Genomic DNA, 16933 nt, shown 5'->3' with positions numbered 1-16933 from the left:
TTAGACTTCTTTAGTTAAATTTAATCTTATGAGTTTAAAAAAAATGAAATTATGTAATAAACTAACCGTTTTGAAAAAAAATGCCTTAAGCTCTGTATATTTAGGCATGAAGACAGGAAAAATACGTATAAGTAAATACTGATTTAATAATGCAAGTATATACTTCATAAGTCTATATACGAATATTTCCCTCTCTTCGAAATATCACTATAAAAAACAAACTCGGCAAATCATTGGAAAAAATATTGCAAATGTGATTATCCAAAGGATCTCTCCCGAGTACTTCGTTCCTCAAGGACAGGACTCCAAGAGCCAACATAAATTCGAACATCCCGCCAAAGCAATGTCTCATACACTGTGAAATATCCCAAATTAGCATTCACTACAAAATGTAATACGCATCTGACTCAATCAAATTGTATAAAACTATTATTAACTTAACTTTGCACATATAATTTATCTTATAAAAATACTGCCATGAATATTTTAGAATTAATAAAAAAAAGGTATAGTACTAAAAAATACAACACTGACAAAACCATACCTCAAGAAAAAATTGAAGACTTAAAAGAAATATTACGTCTCTCTCCTTCTTCTATAAATATACAGCCTTGGAAATTTACATTTGTGCAGAATCCGGAAATCAAGGCCAAATTAGCTTCGGTTTCGATGCATAATACTGAAAAAGTAAATCAAGCCCAACTTTTGGTTGTATTCAGCGTAGCCGATGATCTCGATGCTTTTCAGCAAATAGTAGACAACGAATTACCACAGGCAAGAAGGGATTGGTACAATCAGATTAAAGCTAATAAACCCGAAGCCGATTTAAAAGTATGGCTGTCACAGCAAGTGTATATCGCCTTGGGAGTTGGTTTGACAGCCAGTATTGCATTAGGACTGGATTCGACACCAATGGAAGGTATAGAATCGGATAAGTATAGGGACATTCTAAATATGCCAGCCTTCAAACCGCTTTTTGCAATGGCTGTAGGTTATGCTTCGGAAGACGATTTCAACAGAATTGAAGTTTTACCAAAATCCAGAAGACCGCAGGAAAGTGTAATTGAAACTATTTAAATCCTGATTTCTCCATTCACATCAATAGCAAAAGCAATTCCGAAATCAACACATTGAAGCTAAATCAGTAACAATAAATTTCTGGTTTTTTGGAATAAATAAACCAGATTTCCTTTGTTTTTAAAAATAAGTTTTTTACTACTTTGAAATAAAACAAATGCATTTTGTCGCTATTTTAATATAGTTTAACTAATTTTGCGCCACATTTTGACAGCCAAAACCAAACAAAAAACCGGTAATCACCTGTCCTTCAAATGATTTAAAAACAAAAGAAATAAACTATACTATTTTGGGATCAGCATCAAAAAATAAAAAAATATCATTACTAAATATCTTTATTGACTTTTTTGCATATATATATGATTTGGGTTATAATTTTATAAAACTGTCAGTTCGTTTTTTTGCCTCTCTGTATGATATGGTTTATAATTCTTTTACTTTTTTATGGGAATATCTGAAGTGGATTACTGACATGAGTCCTGCAAAGACTAAAAACTTCACTAAAAAAACTGAGGAACCAATAACAAGAAAACCTCAAGAAAAGCAGCTTTTTGAAGAACACTGCAGTAACTAAAATAAATAGAATTCAGAGAATCTAAGGATGTCACGGCATTCGCTTTTAAAAGTTTCTGACACGAATTACACTAATTTGCACGAATTAAGATTGCTATTTAATTACACAAAATATTCGAAACTGTAAAAGTTGTAAAACTTGATTTCAATTTTGATAAGAATTAGTGTTAATTGGTGAAATTCGTGTTTATATTTTTTTTAAATGCGAATGCCGTGTATGAATGTTTAAAAACAATATCTTTACTTGTTTACAGTGAGGCTTATTTTTTGCCAAACACAAGGATTCCGAATTACTATGAAACTCTACATTAAAAACATGGTCTGCAACCGCTGTATTGCGGCGGTTAAGAATGAATTGGAAAAACTTAGGCATCACCCTTTAAATATTACTTTGGGCGAAGTACTATTAGAAAAAGAAATTACTGAAAAAGAGAAAGAAATACTCAGCCAGCATTTGCAAAATCTGGGATTTGAATTGATAGACGACAAGAAAAGCCGAATTATTGGACAAATTAAATCTTCTATTATCGAAATTGTACATCGTCAAAAAAGTGATATAAAAACCAATCTCTCCGATTATTTAAGCAATAAGCTTCACCACGATTATACCTATCTTTCCAATTTGTTTTCTGAGACTGAAGGCATAACTATAGAAAAATACTTTATTGCCCAAAAAATAGAAAAAGTAAAGGAACTGCTGGTTTATGATGAGTTGTCATTAAGCGAAATTGCTGTAAAAATGAATTACTCCAGTGTTGCTTATTTAAGTAATCAGTTCAAAAAAGTCACTGGTCTCACTCCTACTTATTTTAAGAACATCAAGGAAAACAAACGCAGACCTTTAGACGAACTGTAAATGTTACAAATACTATCCAAAATCAGGTAACATGAAATAGACCTGATACCGCGACCTTTGTTATGTAATTAAAGAACATGACAGCAAAAGCAAGTACTACAGAAATCTTTCTGCCTCTCGAAGGGGTCGAAAGCGAACACTGCGCCTTAATCATTGATAAGGCATTGAGCAGACAGCCGGGAATTAAAACCCACAAAGTCGAATTAAACAACAAACGCGCCGTTATTCAGGCGGCTAATACCGAAGCAGTTTCTGAAGCAGTTCATCTTATAAAAGATTTAGGCTATGGCGTAACTACTATCAAAAAAACATTTCCAGTATTAGAATTGAGCTGCGCTTCATGTGCTGCAAATGCTGAAAACATTTTAAAATCACAGCAGGGCGTTGTAAATGCAGCAATTAATTTTGCTACGACAACCGCTGCTGTCGAATATATCCCGGGAGTAACAAACCCCATAAACCTAAAGAAAGCTGTACAGTCCGGCGGTTATGATTTATTGATCGAAGAAAATAAAGAGGAAATCAATACGATCGAAAACCTGCAGCATGCAAAATTTGCTTTGCTGAAAAAGAAAACCTATTGGGCAATGGCGTTTTCTGTTCCATTAGTAATTATTAGTATGTTTTTTATGAATATACCTTACGCAAATGAAATCATGTGGCTATTGAGTACGCCTGTGATTGCATGGATTGGAAGGGATTTTTTTTCAAACGCATGGAAGCAAACCAGACACCGAACTGCCAATATGGATACTTTGGTAGCTTTGAGTACTGGAACTGCTTATACTTTTAGTGTTTTCAATACGCTGTTTCCTGATTTTTGGCATCAGAGAGGATTACATGCTCATGTGTATTTTGAAGCTGCTACAGTTGTAATCACTTTTATATTATTAGGAAAACTGCTAGAAGAAAAAGCCAAAGGAAATACTTCGTCTGCAATTAAGAAATTAATAGGGTTACAGCCAAAATCAGTTATCATTATTAACGAAAACGGGCATGAAACGGAAACTCCTATTGAGCAGGTACAGATTGGCGACATTATTTTGGTAAAACCAGGAGAAAAAATAGCAGTAGACGGAACGCTGATTAGCGGCACCTCTTATGTAGACGAAAGCATGCTGAGCGGCGAACCGATTCCTGTGTTAAAAAACGAAAACGAAAAAGTTTTTTCAGGGACTATAAACCAAAAGGGAAGTTTTCAATTCAAAGCTGAAAAAATTGGAAGCGATACCATGCTTGCCCAAATCATCAAAATGGTACAGGATGCACAGGGTAGCAAAGCTCCTGTTCAAAAATTGGCCGATAAAATCGCTGGTGTATTTGTGCCAATTGTTATAATCATTGCCATTGCATCGTTTATCGTTTGGACAATTTTTGGAGGTGAAAATGGCTTTACGCAAGGCTTAATGGCTTTAGTAACCGTACTTGTAATTGCCTGCCCTTGTGCATTAGGATTGGCAACACCCACAGCAATTATGGTCGGAGTCGGCAAAGGCGCAGAAATGGGGATTTTGATAAAAGATGCTGAAAGTCTGGAACAAGCAAAAAAAATCAATGCAATAGTACTCGACAAAACCGGAACCATAACCGAAGGAAAACCAATTGTAACTGATGAATTTTCGTTAGCCGAAGACAATATGTCACAGCAAATTTTATTCAGCATAGAAAAACAATCAGAACATCCACTGGCAGAAGCAATAGTGAAGCATTTAAATTCACAAACAAAAACAGCTGTTTCAAATTTTGAAAGCATTACCGGTAAAGGTGCTAAAGCTGTTTTTGAGGACGAAACCTATTTTGTCGGCAATAAAACTTTGATAGAGGAAAATGAAATCACAATTGAAAACAAACTATTAAAAAAAGCAGAACAATGGAGCAATGAAGCTAAAACCGTCATTTGGTTTTCCAACAGTAAAAAAGCATTAGCCATATATGTCATTGCAGATCAAATAAAGCCCAATTCAAAAACCGCAATTGCCGAACTGCAAAAAAATGGTATTGAAGTATATATGCTGACAGGCGACAATGAAACCACCGCACGAGCAATAGCCAAAAATGTTGGCATCAATCATTACAAAGCCGGAGTATTGCCAGAACAAAAAGCGGTATTCGTTAAAGAACTCCAAGCCAATGGTAAAGTCGTAGCAATGGCTGGCGACGGCATTAATGACAGTACGGCATTGGCACAGGCAAATGTAAGTATTGCGATGGGAAAAGGCAGTGATATTGCAATAGATGTTGCAAAAATGACTATCATTTCATCAGATCTTAAAAAAATACCCGAGGCTATTAGATTATCAAAAGCAACTGTGGCAGCCATAAGACAGAACCTTTTTTGGGCATTTATCTACAACCTGATAGGAATCCCAATTGCAGCGGGAATCCTCTACCCTATTAACGGATTTTTATTGAATCCAATGCTTGCGGGTGCTGCAATGGCTTTAAGCAGTGTGAGCGTGGTAAGTAACAGCCTGCGTTTAAAATGGAAGAAATAACCAAACGTAATTTTTCAAAACCTGCCCTATTGAATCTGCATTAATACTTTTAAAATAAAAAACATGAAAACAGAAAATAACAGCTTACAATTTAAAACGAACATCAACTGCGGTGGCTGTATTGCCAAAGTAACACCTTTTCTTAATGATGCCAAAGGCATTTTCCAATGGGAAGTGGATACAGAAAACAAAGACAAAATTCTCACCATAAAAACCGATGGAATTACCAAAGAAGAAATAATAGAAAAAGTACAGGAAGCAGGATTTAAAATTGAATCGTTAAACTAATAACTTTGACAGCTGTTCCTGAATGATGTAAATCTTATAAGCCGGAAATGCTGTATCAAAAACATTCAATCAGTATTAAGGCTTTCGGCACAGCACTTTTAATATTAAAAAAAACAGCTAAATATATTTTTTTTTCAAAATTAAAACAACACACTGGTCGAGAGGCTGGTGTTTTTTATTTGAGTTATAATGACCATGAATTTTAGTTCTTCAAAATCAATTCTTGCAAAAAAACCAACAAAAAGTAGTAGATTCGCATCAATAAAAATCTAGGCTTTAAAAAGATTTGAAACAAATAAAAAACAGTTTCTAAAACACTTAAAATGGCATCAGGCTTTTTCGTACTATTAGATGATATCGCAGCAATTATGGATGATGTTGCCATAATGAGTAAAGTCGCTGCAAAAAAAACAGCTGGGATTTTGGGTGATGACTTAGCGGTCAACGCCGAAAAAGCTTCTGGATTTATGTCCTCAAGAGAACTTCCTGTTTTATGGGCTATTGGAAAAGGTTCTCTTTTAAATAAACTAATCATTTTACCTATTGCCTTTCTGCTGAGCGGATTTTTCCCATTGGGAGTACTAATCGTTTTGGTACTTGGAGGACTTTGTCTGGCATATGAAGGTGCCGAAAAAATATACGAATATCTGTTTCACCGCGGACACGCCGTTACTGAAACTGTAATCAAAGAATACATCGAAGAAGAAATCCTTGCTCTTGAAAAAGACAAAATAAAATCAGCAATAGTGACTGATTTCATTTTATCGGTAGAAATTGTAATTATTGCGCTTGGAACAGTCATGGAAAAACCGTTGCTTTCCCAGATTGTTGTAGTTTCAATAATTGCAATGCTGGCAACAGTTGGAGTTTATGGCATTGTAGCCATGATTGTCCGAATGGACGAACTGGGCTATAAAATGATTAAGCAAAGTAAAAACGACCGCAGTTTACTAAAAATCATAGGAAACATATTAGTACAGGCTTTGCCAAAAGTCATCAAAAGTCTGGCCGTGATTGGCACAATCGCTTTACTTCTTGTAGCAGGCGGCATATTTGTGCACAACATTGAATTTTTACATCATTTATTTCCGCAGTTACCATCTGTCATAAAAGAATTTTGTGTGGCACTTATAATTGGTTTCCTTAGCGTAGGTATAGTAAACGTTTTCAAAAAAATAACTGGAAAGAAATAAATGTAAAATGAGCTTTTTTTATAAAATCCAAATGACTTTGTCACCACTTTTTACAAATACTAAAAAATAAAAATGAAATTCAAAGGCGTTATTTTTGACTTAGACGGCACATTGGTCAATTCTCTGGAGGACATTGCAGATGCTATGAATACGGTTCTTCAAGGGCTGAACTATCCAATGCACAGTTATGAAACATATCAATATTTCATTGGAAGCGGGCTTCGAAATCTGGTAAACAGATCACTGCCGGAAACCAATAATGATGAAAAGCATATTGATCTCTGCTACCAGCTGATGATTGAAGAATACAGTCATAACTGCACCCGAAAAACAAAAGCATATGATGGAATTATCGAATTATTAGATCATTTGATTTCAAATAATATAAAACTAAGTGTCTTTTCGAATAAATCAGATGCGCTTACCAAGAAAATTACTGCCGATTTATTTCCTGGGTATTTTGACACTGTAGTCGGTTTAAGCGTTGAAGCATTAAAAAAGCCAAATCCTACTGAGGCCATTGCAATAAGCAAAAAAATGGGACTAGAGGCCGAAGAAATTATTTTTGCTGGAGATTCAGATATTGATATGCAGACTGCTGTCAATGCCAGCATGTCTGCAGTAGGCGTGACATGGGGATACCGTCTGGAGGAAGAATTAATCGCTGCAGGAGCTAAATACATAATAAACAGCCCCCTGGATTTGATTAAGATCATACAGCCAAACGATGAAACCATTTTAGCTCAAAATATGTGGTAATGATGACCAAGCTAAAACCTCGGTAAAGAATCTGCTTAACGAAATTGGATGGAAAGAAGAAACCCTCTTAGACTTAGATGACATAATGGGACTAAGGCTGCCGTCCTGCTATGGCTTCAAATTTGGTGAGATACTATAGGAACTTTTCAGACTTAAAGCAGTTAATTAAAACAACAATATTAAAACATAGAAATACTGCATTTTAACAAAATAAAATACAGTATTTTTTACCTCAAAAACTGCTGATGAAATTAAATACTATCTACAACTTCCTTCAGCATTCGCAGACTTTTCATTTTATCCTGATGACTGTATATCGGACTGCTAATCATCAATTCGCTGATGCGGGAATACTCAATAAACTTTTTTAATTCTTTGATTAATGTTTCCTTACTGCCAATAAAAGAACCAGCCGTCATTTGGTTAACATGAAAACGAGCTTCTTCGCTCATATTATTCATAAGATCGCTCAGCGAAGCCACAGGAGGCTGTAATGGCTTTCGAGTGTTCTGAACTAAATTCTGAAACATTTGATATAAACTTGTAGACAGAATTTCAGCTTCTTCGTCCGTATCAGCTGCAATTGCGTTGACGCATGCCATTGTTTTCGCCTCTTCAAGATAGACCGACGGTTTAAAGTTTTCTCTGTAAAATTCAAAAGCCTGAATCATTTGCCGGGGTGCAAAATGTCCCGCAAACGCATAAGGCAGTCCATATGACGCCGCCAATGCTGCACTGTCCATACTTGAACCTAAAATCCAAATAGGGACATTTGTCCCTTCGGCAGGAAAAGCACGAACACTTGATACAGCATTCTCTACAGAAAAATAATCCTGCAGTGCCGAAACATTTTTAGGAAACCGCTGAGATTCCTCAAAAAAATCTTTTCGTATAGCTTGTGCTGTCAGTGAATCGGTGCCTGGAGCCCTTCCTAAACCAAGATCAATCCGGTCTGGATATAAAGTTGCTAATGTTCCAAATTGTTCAGCAATAATAAGCGGAGAATGATTAGGCAGCATTATCCCCCCCGATCCAACTCGTATATTTTGCGTCAGACTCGCCACATATCCTATCAAAACCACCGTAGCCGTACTCGCCACATGTGCCATATTGTGGTGCTCCGCCAGCCAAAACCGATTGTATCCCAAACCATCCGCCAGCTGTGCCAGCTCTTTGGTTTTGTGCATCGTTTCAGCAGCATTACTGCCTTCAGTGATTATGGCTAACTCTAATAAAGATATGGGGATTGGGGTTTTCATAGACATTTCATGTTTGCACAAATTTAGGCATTACCACCAATGGTATTTTATCCAAGATGTTAATTGAATTATAATTTTTGTTTTTCTTTCGCATGTTTTTTGGGAGCAGAAGTTAGTCACTTTCCTACAGCAGCAGTCCCGCTATACGTTACAAACAAAGTTCACTGAACTCCTATGAAAAAAAATTATATGATGAAGTAATCTTGGTTGCCGAACACCGGAAAAACAAAGATTTTAACTGCTATCGCGACTAGGCGGGATATTTTAATTTTTCAGTTGTAGTGATGATGTAAGGTGATTATTAAAACTTTGTTTTTGAAATTAAATAGAATACATTTACTATAATTATAGCACAAAACATCTCATATATGATGTATTATCGCTATAATCCAGCGAGTATACATTATATGGGTTACCTTTAAACAACTTCACATGAAAAAAATTGCAGTTTTATTTCTTATCGTTTTTTTAATAAGCTGCAGAAAAGAAAATCATAAAGGGAATCCAAAGTTTAAAGTCAAAGAAAATTTAATTGCTAAAAACACCGAAAAAGCTCCAAAGATAATTGGTGATTATATGTCAGACAATAGAGATTTTGCATGGTCAGCTAAACAAAGTGGCACAAGATATTGGATAAGAGTTATTTTCCAAAAAGAATTTGCTGTTTATCAGTTTCATGGTCAATGCTTGTATTGGTTTTTCACAAATCACTATCACACTAAAGCTGACAAAATAGAACTACTTTGGTCTTAATAAGGCCGATTGTTTACTTGATATGAAATACTTAAGACACTCAAATGGAATCAAAAAATATCCAAAGAATGGTGACAGTTTTTGTAAATATTACTTAATAAATGATTCAGTCATAAAAGTTAATTACAAGTTTCCTGAATGGATAAAGAAAATAAACGAAACTGAGAAAGATTCTATCTTTCCGAATTATTTATATCTTGAGAAGAAAGGTAACCCATAACAGCTACAACGGATTTGGGCAATTGGCTTAATGAAAAGTTGTGACTGTATTAGTCATACATTATACCTGAGCCGAACGAAAGAATTTATAATCAAAACTTATATTTAATGAAGAAGAAAACACTTTTATTATTAATCTCATCAGCACTCTTGTCATGTAGCAAAACAAGTCAAGTTGAAAAACAAATTGATCCTTTATCTGTAAATAAAGCAAAAACTGAATCAAAAGCTCAAAATTGGTACGATGATTTAATTGTTGATTATATTAAAAAATCAGATAATAAACTTATTAAATCCTCTTTAAAAAACAAAGAACGAATTGAATGGCTTTTAGATAGAACTGAAAAAACTGATTCTACAAATTATTATATTTTTAATATTGGTCAAGATGTATCAGAAGAAGATGGTACTGAACCAAGATTTACCTCTGATGGATGGATTTATATTGATAGTATATCAAAAAAAATATACGAATACGACTTACCTAATGATAGTTTAATCGTGTGGAAGAATAATTACAACCGCTAACAGATTTGCGCAGTCAGTTTAATGAAAAGTTGGTTTTGTATTTATGATAATTAAGAAAACTATATTAAACTCCTGTAATATCAGAACAAAAATTAATGAACGAAAAATTTAGAAAAGAAACAAAAACAATTATTATTTATTCATCTGTCAATGGTTTAACGAAAAGAATCTGTCACCATATAAAGGATATATTAATTCAGAATAATCATTTAACTGAAATCTTTTCGATTGATGATTTTAGCAAAAAAATAACAGACTTTGATAAAGTAATTATTGCTTCGAGCATAAGATATGGAAAGCATAACGATCAAATTGAATATCTTATAAAAGAGAATTTTGAACTTTTAAATTCAAAAAAAACAGCATTTATTTCTGTAAATTTGGTTGCTCGGAAAGTTGAAAAAAGTAAAGCAGATACAAATCCATATGTAATTAAATTTCTAAATGCGATAGAATGGCAGCCTACAACTGTTGCGGTTTTTGCTGGAAAACTGGATTACAGTCTTTATAGTTTTAAAGATCGAATTATGATACAGTTAATAATGTTAATAACAAAAGGACCTGTTAATTCCAAAACAGTGATAGAATATACTGATTGGAATAAAGTAAATGAATTTAGTCAATACTTTGCTAAAATATAAAAACCAGCAATCAGTACTGCAACTGTTTTAAAAAAGAACTATTTTTGCAGTCTAATTTTTTTAACATGTCAAAGAAGAAATACAAAATAGCGGTTATTCAATTGAATCTAAACGATGTTGCCGAAAATAACCTTAAAAAATGTTTGAGCTGGGTGCGTGACGCAGCTAGTCAGGGAGCCGAGGTGATTTCGCTGCCAGAGTTATACAGCAGTCATTATTTTTGTCAAAGTGAAGATGTAGATAATTTTGCTTTGGCAGAGCCGTTGTACAGCACTTCATTTATTGCTTTTAGTGCTTTGGCAAAGGAGTTGGGTGTGGTAATCATTGTCCCTTTCTTCGAAAAAAGAATGGCAGGGATTTACCACAATAGCGCTTATATCATTAATACTGACGGAACAGAGGCTGGATTGTACCGCAAAATGCACATTCCAGACGATCCGCATTTCTACGAAAAATTCTATTTTACACCTGGTGATTTAGGCTTCAAAGCTTTTCCAACCGAAAAAGGAAAAATAGGAACTTTAATCTGCTGGGATCAATGGTATCCAGAAGCTGCGCGTTTGACCGCTTTACAAGGAGCCAATGTATTGTTTTACCCAACAGCAATTGGATGGCATCCTCTTGAAAAAGAACAATATGGTGAAAACCAGCACGGAGCATGGATGAACGTGATGAAAGGACATGCCGTTGCTAATGGTGTGTATGTAGCAGCTGCAAACCGAATTGGATTGGAACAATACATTGAAGGAACAGCAGGAATTCAGTTTTGGGGTTCTTCGTTTATTGCAGGACCGCAAGGAGAAATTTTGGCGCAGGCCTCACACGATAAAGAAGAAATACTGATTGCCGAAGTGGATTTAGATTTACAGGAAAATGTGCGTCAGAACTGGCCTTTCTTTAGAGACAGAAGAATTGATGCCTTTGGAGATATTACAAAAAGAGCTATTGATTAGTAGTTTATTTTTTTCCATAAAAAAAAGCTGTTTCAAAAAGATTGAAACAGCTTTTTTATTTTGGTTTTAAAGAATTATTTTACTTTAAAACTAACTCTTCTTACGATTTGACGTGCTTCTTTAGAATTTTTATCCACAGAAGCGTCTTCTCCGTTAGCAATTACATTTAATCTAGAAGCATCAATTCCAGATTTTACTGCTATTTCTTTTACAGCTTCAGCTCTTTTTCTTGATAATTCAGTATTAAAGCTTGAAGACCCGATTTCATCAGCATATCCTATAACATCAACACTTTTAGATGGATTGCTTTGCAGATACTTAACTATAAAACCAACTCCTGATAAAGAAGTACTTGTTGGTTTACTTGAATTAGAATCAAAATAAACATTTACATATCCAGCGTTAATCAGTTCTTCTATGTTATTATTTGATGGTACACTGTCTCCTTTTTTACCATACGTTTTATCTAAGTAGCTTTCTAATTCATCTGGAACACCATTCTGGTTATGATCTATAGATTGTCCTTTTGTATTAACAGCAACACCTGCAATAGAATTTGGTTCCAGATCATATAAATCGGCTACGCCGTCTTTGTCAGAATCCAAGAGACTTTTTTCTAATAAACTCAAGCGTTTTTCTAAATCATCAGAAATTGTTTTTTCAGCTATCCAATCAGCATGTTTTTCATTTTTACCCAAATAAAAAGTTAAACCAGCAGTTATGTTTATTATTACGCCATCAACTGCTGTCGGACTTGTTGCACCCATTCCGTCAAAATTAAAATCTTGACTTGCATTCAGGATCCCCGTTAAATCTGCAGTTAAAACAACACGATTACTTAATCTGGCTTGACCAGTTACACCAAAAATTCCATTAGCAGTATAATCCTGACCATCAAAACCATTTTTGGATGTCAATTGCGAACCACCAAGTCCGGCGTGAATTAACGCTCCAAAATTATTAGTAAAGGTTTCAAAATTTAATGCTCGGCCAAGATTAATAACTGCCTGTAAACTTGATCGTAAATAAGTGCTCTCAAACGAAGGTGTATTATCGCGCTCATTAAACTTGTCATAACCAAAATCAAGTTTCCAACCAAATTTAGGACTTAACATATATCTTGCTCCTAAATCTATATGAGTTGGATTAAGAGTAGGAGTGTTATATCTGGCTGTCAGTGTTCTAATTGGCTTATTAAAACCATAATTTATTTCGACTGACCATTTGTTATAAGCAGTATTTTCAGCTGAAGACTGTGCTGAAACCGTACTCACATCCTGTACGGTAGCTACTAATGATAATAATAAAGTTAAAAAAGAAAATTTTTTTTTCATAATAAAAAAGTTTAATCAAAAATGATTAGATCCAAAATCTAAATACATTTGAAAATTGTTAAAAAATATTAATATTAGTTAAAAAAATTTGGGGCTTTTTTTAAAATTGACTGAAATAGAAATTCCTAAGATTTGCTTATTTCATACATATAGTTTCATAATATAATGCGAAACTGAAATTATAATTTTGTTTTTTAATGTTTTTAAATAAGAATTGAAGACTCTCTTTCAACAAGATATATTTGTTTATTTTATATTTGTTATTTAAGTAATAATTACACAGCGGGCATTTGTAAATATAAAACTAAACAATAGCGCTGCAGTTTCCCATAATGTTATATTTAAGTTAGTATTTAGATTACGTTTTCAAATATAATACAAATAAACGAGCAAATACAAGCCTTAAAGCTATTTTCTAAATTAATACCCTACTTTTTAACACATTAACCTTAAAAAATATTGAAAAACAAATAAAAATCATTGCTTTTATGCTTTTTTATCAAATAATTAAAAACCTGCTAAATTGAATTTTTAATAAAAAAGTAATTATTTAGTGATTAAAAACATTCATATAAACAATAATATGTTAATTAATTAACTAGACAACAAATAGCCGATTTTATAAATTTTAAAACTTGTTAAAGCCATTAAAAAAAACGAATGAGATTGTTTTTTTTTTAGGTTTATAGCCAAAAAAAATAATTTGAATAACAATTTTCCATAAAAAGACAATTTCAAATCATTTGAAACGATCTTTAGCTAGTTTTATTCAAAGGAATTTATTTCACCTGAAAAGTAATTCTTCTTACAATTTGGCGTGCTTCTTTAGAATTTTTATTCACTGATGCATCCTCTCCATTAGCAATTACATTCAGTCTGGAAATGACTTATTCAAAACATTTATGAGCCAATACAAATTATCAGATGTTGCTTGAGAAGAGAAATAAAAGGGTTTGTCAGAATAAATGGTTTTCTGCTGTCCCCTGCATTCTCTATTAATAAAAATTACGGTAAAGAAACCTTCAGCAGATCACGATTCCTTCTTTTATTAATCCTGCTGTTTATATATCTTTGCACACATTACAATCAGTATTTATATATGACAACAGTTACTAGAAGATTTCCGGCAGAGTGGGAAAAACAGCAAGGAATTTTATTGTGTTTTCCGCATAATGGCAAAGACTGGCCAGGAAAATATGAAGCCGTACAATGGGCATTTGTTGAATTCATTAAAAAAGCAACCACATATGAACAAGTCTTTCTTGTAGTAGCTGATGAGAATCAAAAAAGTAAAGTAACCGAAATGCTGGAAACAGCTCACGTAAAAATGAGCAGCATATCTTTCATTATACACAAAACCAACCGCAGCTGGATGCGTGATTCTGGACCAATTATTGTAAAAAACGGTACTGAAAGAGAAGCATTGAACTTCAATTTTAATGGCTGGGCAAAATATAAAAACATCAATTTAGACAAGCACGTACCGACAAAAGTCGGAGATTTTTTAAACATTCCAGTTACTCAGGTGATGTACAAAGGCAAACCTGTTATTGTCGAAGGCGGTGCAATTGATGTAAATGGGCGTGGTACATTATTGACTTCTGAAGAGTGTTTAATGCATCCCTCTATTCAGGTTCGAAACGAAAATTTCACAAAGGAAGATTACGAAGCTGTTTTCAAAGAATATTTAGGGGTAACAAATGTAATTTGGCTGGGCGATGGAATTGAAGGGGATGATACCCACGGACATATCGATGATTTATGCCGATTTGTTAATGAAGACACAATCGTAACAATTGTTGAGTTAGACCCAAACGACAATAACTATAAACCTTTGCAGGATAATTTAAAACGATTACAAAATGCTAAACTGGAAAACGGAAAAGCACCGGTTATTATTTCATTGCCAATGCCAAAACGCATTGATTTTGAAGGATTACGTTTACCTGCAAGTTATGCTAATTTTTTAATTTTGAACAACTGTGTTTTGGTTCCGACATTTAATGACAGTAATGACCGCACTGCCTTAAACATTTTAGCAGAATGTTTCCCTGACCGTGAAATCATAGGAATCAGCGCAACTGATTTTATTTGGGGATTCGGAACGTTACACTGTTTAAGCCAGCAGATTCCAGAATAAATTCAAAACGCTATAAATAAAAAAATCTGCCATAGTAACAACTTACTTTTGGCAGATTTTTATTTAATTATTAAACAGAGAAATATTTACTTTAAATCTCCATTCTCCATTACCTGAACATTACTGTCTGTTTTCTTAATTTAAATCGGGCTGGTAAATTTTCACACTGCCATCTCCTTCACTGCTAACTACTAACAAGCTTCTTTTCGTCGGACTTTTAGAAGCTGGAATATACAATACTCCTTCTGGAGCATCACCAGTTTTTAATGTTTGCAAATATTTTGGAGCTGCAGGATTACTCACATCATATATCATTAATGCATCAGCTCTTTCTAATCCCACAAACAAAATCTGCTTATCTCCCATTTTGGCCACATAAACAGCTTCTGGCTCTACTCCTTTATCATCACTTCGTGCATCATCATACACCCCAAACTCATACGCTTTTTTATCCAATTCGTTTTTACTGTCAAAAACCAGCTGACCTGTAGTTCCGTTCCAAATAGAAAAAGAACGCGCTCCAAATCCAACAAGTTCATCAAAATCACCGTCACCATCTGTATCTCCCATTTTTGTATTAATGTTTAATCTTCCCATACTGGCATCAGCTTTTAAAGCCACGGCATTAGGAAAAACCGCAGGATCTAATATAACTGAAGAACTGCCAATTCTTTTCACATCTGTAAAAGCGCTGTATTCACGCGTGTCTCCTTCATTTGCAGTAACAACGTATGATACATTATTCACCACAAAATTACTAATTGCATCTGGCTGAAACATTCCTTTCAATTTCCATGTATTAAAAGCTGTAGCTCCGTCTTTATCACTAATATCAATTGCATTTTCAGCCAAACTATAATCTTTATAACCTAATGGAAAAAGTTCGGTAATTTTTTTAGCTGTCAAATCAATTTTAGCAATACCGTTATTCTCCTGCAAAGTAACCCAAGCTGTTTTTGAATCTTCAGAAATAGTAATATATTCTGGTTCAATATCGGCAGCAAAATTATTCGTTGCACTGGCAATTCTAAATCCTTTTGTTTTTAAAGCTGCCAATTGACTGCTGAAACCTGCAAAATTCAATGTGGTTACCGCATAATTTGATGCCACCTCAATAATAGAAACCGAACCTTCAGGATCTTGGGAATAATCATCATTTGGCTCTCCTTCATTAGCCGTTAAAATAAATTTACCATCATGAGAATAAGTAATCATATCAGGTAATGCTCCCACAGTAATTTCTTTAACAAAAGCATAATTAGAAGTTTCAAAAACAACTACTTTACCCGGAGCCTGCTTATTTGATTTTGATTCTAAAGCCACTGCAAGCTTCCCATTGAATGTTGTCACGCTATTTGCTGCTCCATTATAAACAGTCAGATCAATACTCGCTGTCAAAACAGGCTTGGAAGGATCTGATAAATCTATCACATCAATTTTGTTTGTACTGCTATTATTTACTGTAAACAGTTTTTTGGTAGTTTCATCATAAGTACTGATTTCTGCAGCTCCGGTTCCGCCAATCGTTATTGAACCAATTTCTTTAAAACTCGATGAATTTTCATTTACAGTTTCTACAGTCAATTCATTAGAATCATTACCGTTTTCACAGCTAATAATCAAAAATAGGACTGCAGATGCAACAAGGCTTTTTCTTATCATTTTTGTTAATTTTTATTTTTTCAAAAATAATTTCCCAAAACGCATCAGCTATTAAGTAAATATTACGAAATCTTTAATATACTAAAGTCTCTTTTTACTATAAAAAAAAAGCCATGTAGCTCAAAACAAACAACATATCTTAACTTAATAATGACGAATCGGTAACGCTAAGAAAATATCCCTAAAACATTGTAATGGTAATT

Annotated in this window: 14 protein-coding genes; 11 read left to right on the top strand and 3 right to left on the bottom strand. The window is 33.9% G+C overall.

The window, feature by feature from the left end:
- Nucleotides 1-477: 477 nt before the first annotated feature.
- From IRZ80_RS12905 to IRZ80_RS12880, 6 genes are all read left to right on the top strand, one after another.
- Nucleotides 478-1077 carry a nitroreductase family protein gene (locus IRZ80_RS12905; RefSeq protein WP_194641982.1) on the top strand — a complete coding sequence of 200 codons (600 nt, stop codon included), beginning with the start codon at nt 478-480 and terminating at the stop codon, nt 1075-1077.
- An 868-nt stretch (nt 1078-1945) separates the two neighbouring features.
- A complete protein-coding gene (locus IRZ80_RS12900) occupies nt 1946-2506 on the top strand; it encodes a helix-turn-helix domain-containing protein (RefSeq protein ID WP_194641981.1) in 561 nt (186 codons plus the stop codon).
- A 77-nt stretch (nt 2507-2583) separates the two neighbouring features.
- Nucleotides 2584-5001, top strand: coding sequence for a heavy metal translocating P-type ATPase (locus IRZ80_RS12895; RefSeq protein ID WP_194641980.1), 2418 nt, complete (start codon nt 2584-2586; stop codon nt 4999-5001).
- 63 nt (nt 5002-5064) lie between these two features.
- Complete coding sequence (locus tag IRZ80_RS12890) at nt 5065-5289, top strand: heavy-metal-associated domain-containing protein (protein WP_194641979.1); 225 nt, start codon at nt 5065-5067, stop codon at nt 5287-5289.
- A gap of 323 nt (nt 5290-5612) precedes the next feature.
- Nucleotides 5613-6482 (top strand): DUF808 domain-containing protein, encoded by an 870-nt coding sequence (locus IRZ80_RS12885; RefSeq protein WP_194641978.1) that lies wholly within the window; start codon nt 5613-5615, stop codon nt 6480-6482.
- A gap of 72 nt (nt 6483-6554) precedes the next feature.
- Nucleotides 6555-7241 carry an HAD family hydrolase gene (locus IRZ80_RS12880; RefSeq protein WP_194641977.1) on the top strand — a complete coding sequence of 229 codons (687 nt, stop codon included), beginning with the start codon at nt 6555-6557 and terminating at the stop codon, nt 7239-7241.
- A 251-nt stretch (nt 7242-7492) separates the two neighbouring features.
- Here the strand turns inward: IRZ80_RS12880 and IRZ80_RS12875 are convergent, their stop codons facing one another.
- Nucleotides 7493-8500 (bottom strand): LLM class flavin-dependent oxidoreductase, encoded by a 1008-nt coding sequence (locus IRZ80_RS12875; protein ID WP_194641976.1) that lies wholly within the window; start codon nt 8498-8500, stop codon nt 7493-7495.
- Between the two features lie 432 nt (nt 8501-8932).
- Here IRZ80_RS12875 and IRZ80_RS12870 point away from each other — a divergent pair, with 432 nt between their 5' ends.
- The 4 genes from IRZ80_RS12870 (at nt 8933) to IRZ80_RS12855 (ending at nt 11594) form a co-directional block, all read left to right on the top strand.
- Nucleotides 8933-9253: a hypothetical protein gene (locus IRZ80_RS12870; RefSeq protein ID WP_194641975.1), complete on the top strand. Its 321-nt coding sequence runs from the start codon at nt 8933-8935 to the stop codon at nt 9251-9253.
- A 327-nt stretch (nt 9254-9580) separates the two neighbouring features.
- Nucleotides 9581-10000, top strand: coding sequence for a hypothetical protein (locus IRZ80_RS12865; protein ID WP_194641974.1), 420 nt, complete (start codon nt 9581-9583; stop codon nt 9998-10000).
- Nucleotides 10001-10095: 95 nt separating this feature from the next.
- Nucleotides 10096-10641: a menaquinone-dependent protoporphyrinogen IX dehydrogenase gene (gene hemG, locus IRZ80_RS12860; protein ID WP_194641973.1), complete on the top strand. Its 546-nt coding sequence runs from the start codon at nt 10096-10098 to the stop codon at nt 10639-10641.
- Nucleotides 10642-10706: 65 nt separating this feature from the next.
- Nucleotides 10707-11594, top strand: a complete 888-nt coding sequence (locus IRZ80_RS12855) for a carbon-nitrogen hydrolase (RefSeq protein ID WP_194641972.1) — start codon at nt 10707-10709, stop codon at nt 11592-11594.
- Nucleotides 11595-11668: 74 nt separating this feature from the next.
- On the opposite strand, the gene IRZ80_RS12850 is transcribed toward IRZ80_RS12855, so the two are convergent.
- Complete coding sequence (locus tag IRZ80_RS12850) at nt 11669-12928, bottom strand: OmpA family protein (protein ID WP_194641971.1); 1260 nt, start codon at nt 12926-12928, stop codon at nt 11669-11671.
- Nucleotides 12929-14027: 1099 nt separating this feature from the next.
- Between IRZ80_RS12850 and IRZ80_RS12845 the strand changes: the two genes are divergently transcribed.
- Nucleotides 14028-15068 carry an agmatine/peptidylarginine deiminase gene (locus tag IRZ80_RS12845; protein ID WP_194641970.1) on the top strand — a complete coding sequence of 347 codons (1041 nt, stop codon included), beginning with the start codon at nt 14028-14030 and terminating at the stop codon, nt 15066-15068.
- 135 nt (nt 15069-15203) lie between these two features.
- Here the strand turns inward: IRZ80_RS12845 and IRZ80_RS12840 are convergent, their stop codons facing one another.
- On the bottom strand, nt 15204-16730 hold the full coding sequence (locus IRZ80_RS12840; protein WP_194641969.1) for a choice-of-anchor I family protein: 1527 nt from the start codon (nt 16728-16730) through the stop codon (nt 15204-15206).
- Between the last annotated feature and the right edge of the window lie 203 nt (nt 16731-16933).

The sequence above is a fragment of the Flavobacterium sp. HJJ genome (assembly GCF_015351475.1).
GTDB lineage: Bacteria > Bacteroidota > Bacteroidia > Flavobacteriales > Flavobacteriaceae > Flavobacterium > Flavobacterium marginilacus.
Note: the sequence above shows the minus strand (reverse complement) of the source record. Positions and strands in the feature narration are given on the sequence as shown.

Bases quoted from the DNA above. Each gene is read 5' to 3' on its own strand.
- IRZ80_RS12905 (WP_194641982.1), top strand. From the start codon at position 478: ATGAATATTTTAGAATTAATAAAAAAAAGGTATAGTACTAAAAAATAC.
- IRZ80_RS12900 (WP_194641981.1), top strand. From the start codon at position 1,946: ATGAAACTCTACATTAAAAACATGGTCTGCAACCGCTGTATTGCGGCG.
- IRZ80_RS12895 (WP_194641980.1), top strand. From the start codon at position 2,584: ATGACAGCAAAAGCAAGTACTACAGAAATCTTTCTGCCTCTCGAAGGG.
- IRZ80_RS12890 (WP_194641979.1), top strand. From the start codon at position 5,065: ATGAAAACAGAAAATAACAGCTTACAATTTAAAACGAACATCAACTGC.
- IRZ80_RS12885 (WP_194641978.1), top strand. From the start codon at position 5,613: ATGGCATCAGGCTTTTTCGTACTATTAGATGATATCGCAGCAATTATG.
- IRZ80_RS12880 (WP_194641977.1), top strand. From the start codon at position 6,555: ATGAAATTCAAAGGCGTTATTTTTGACTTAGACGGCACATTGGTCAAT.
- IRZ80_RS12875 (WP_194641976.1), bottom strand. From the start codon at position 8,500: ATGAAAACCCCAATCCCCATATCTTTATTAGAGTTAGCCATAATCACT.
- IRZ80_RS12870 (WP_194641975.1), top strand. From the start codon at position 8,933: ATGAAAAAAATTGCAGTTTTATTTCTTATCGTTTTTTTAATAAGCTGC.
- IRZ80_RS12865 (WP_194641974.1), top strand. From the start codon at position 9,581: ATGAAGAAGAAAACACTTTTATTATTAATCTCATCAGCACTCTTGTCA.
- hemG (WP_194641973.1), top strand. From the start codon at position 10,096: ATGAACGAAAAATTTAGAAAAGAAACAAAAACAATTATTATTTATTCA.
- IRZ80_RS12855 (WP_194641972.1), top strand. From the start codon at position 10,707: ATGTCAAAGAAGAAATACAAAATAGCGGTTATTCAATTGAATCTAAAC.
- IRZ80_RS12850 (WP_194641971.1), bottom strand. From the start codon at position 12,928: ATGAAAAAAAAATTTTCTTTTTTAACTTTATTATTATCATTAGTAGCT.
- IRZ80_RS12845 (WP_194641970.1), top strand. From the start codon at position 14,028: ATGACAACAGTTACTAGAAGATTTCCGGCAGAGTGGGAAAAACAGCAA.
- IRZ80_RS12840 (WP_194641969.1), bottom strand. From the start codon at position 16,730: ATGATAAGAAAAAGCCTTGTTGCATCTGCAGTCCTATTTTTGATTATT.